The organism is Falsiroseomonas sp. HW251, assembly GCF_050563545.1.
In the GTDB taxonomy this organism is placed as follows: domain Bacteria; phylum Pseudomonadota; class Alphaproteobacteria; order Acetobacterales; family Acetobacteraceae; genus Falsiroseomonas.
The window spans coordinates 1-1079 of record NZ_JBNXUM010000087.1 but is presented as its reverse complement, the minus strand read 5'-3'; the positions used below and the strand labels follow the sequence as shown (position 1 = coordinate 1079).

Annotated in this window: 1 protein-coding gene; it reads left to right on the top strand. The window is 67.9% G+C overall.

The features are described 5' to 3' along the window. Positions 1 to 303: 303 nt before the first annotated feature. A partial coding sequence (locus tag ACLF3M_RS35280) for an outer membrane beta-barrel protein (protein WP_430661693.1) occupies positions 304 to 1079 on the top strand: 776 nt, incomplete at its 3' end.

Here is a 1079-nt window from a genome sequence, read left to right as displayed (position 1 = left end):
CGCCGGACAATCCGGACAACGGGAAGGGGCGCCGCAAGGCGCCCCTTTTCTTTTGGGGCTGTCCGACCTCCCGGTAGAAGCGATGGAGAGGGCTCGCCGGCGGCCGGGTCCACTGAATTCGCAAGAAGGCCGAACAGCGCATTCTTTTTCGGCCAAAGGCGTGAGGAAAATGTTGCGTGAGTCTTGTTTTGTTGCATAACTTCAGGGCGGAGCGGGATTCGGTTCGTCGCCCAGGGGTTGGGGCATGCGCCGGGACGGCCATGGCCTCGGCCCGTCGCGCGCGCGGGAAAGGAGAGTAGGACGATGTCACTCAGGAAGGCGCTGCTGGCCGCCACCATCCTGTCGCTGCCGGTCGCGGCCGAGGCGCAGCAGGTCCGCGGCATCTATGTCGGCGGCGCGATCGGCTGGAACTGGCTCGACAGCGCCGACGTCACCACGACCTTCCCGACCAACCCCGCCCGCAGCGGCTCCGGCAACACCAAGTTCGATGTCGGCTTCGCCGGCGTGGGCAGCGTCGGCTGGGGCTTCGGCAACGGCCTGCGCGCCGAGTTCGAGGTGAACTACCGCAACAACGACGTGGACAGCATGCGCGTGTCCAATGTCGGCTTCGGCCCCGGCTCGAACTACGCCGGCAACGCCTTCAGTTGGGGCTTCATGGTCAACGCCTTCTACGACTTCAACCTGGGCTGGCCGGTCGTCCCCTATGTCGGCGCCGGCATCGGCACCGTCATCCAGAACTGGAACAACATCCGCCAGTCCAACCAGGCGAACGGGTCGAACTACCTGCACGTCGTCGGCACCAACTCGGTCTTCGCCTACCAGGGCATCGTCGGCGTGGCCTACCCTCTCGCGGACGTCCCGGGCCTGGCCTTCACCGCGGAATACCGCGCGATCGGCGCGCTCGACGGCTCGCGCGACGCCTACTACTACCCCGGCCTCGGCGCCGGCGCGCGCTCGGTCGGCAACGCCGACACGACCAACGGCTTCACCCAGTCGCTGCTGTTCGGCCTGCGCTACAATTTCGGCCAGCGTCCCGCCCCGGTGCCGGCCCCGGCCGTTGCGCCGGCGCCGGCCCGCAG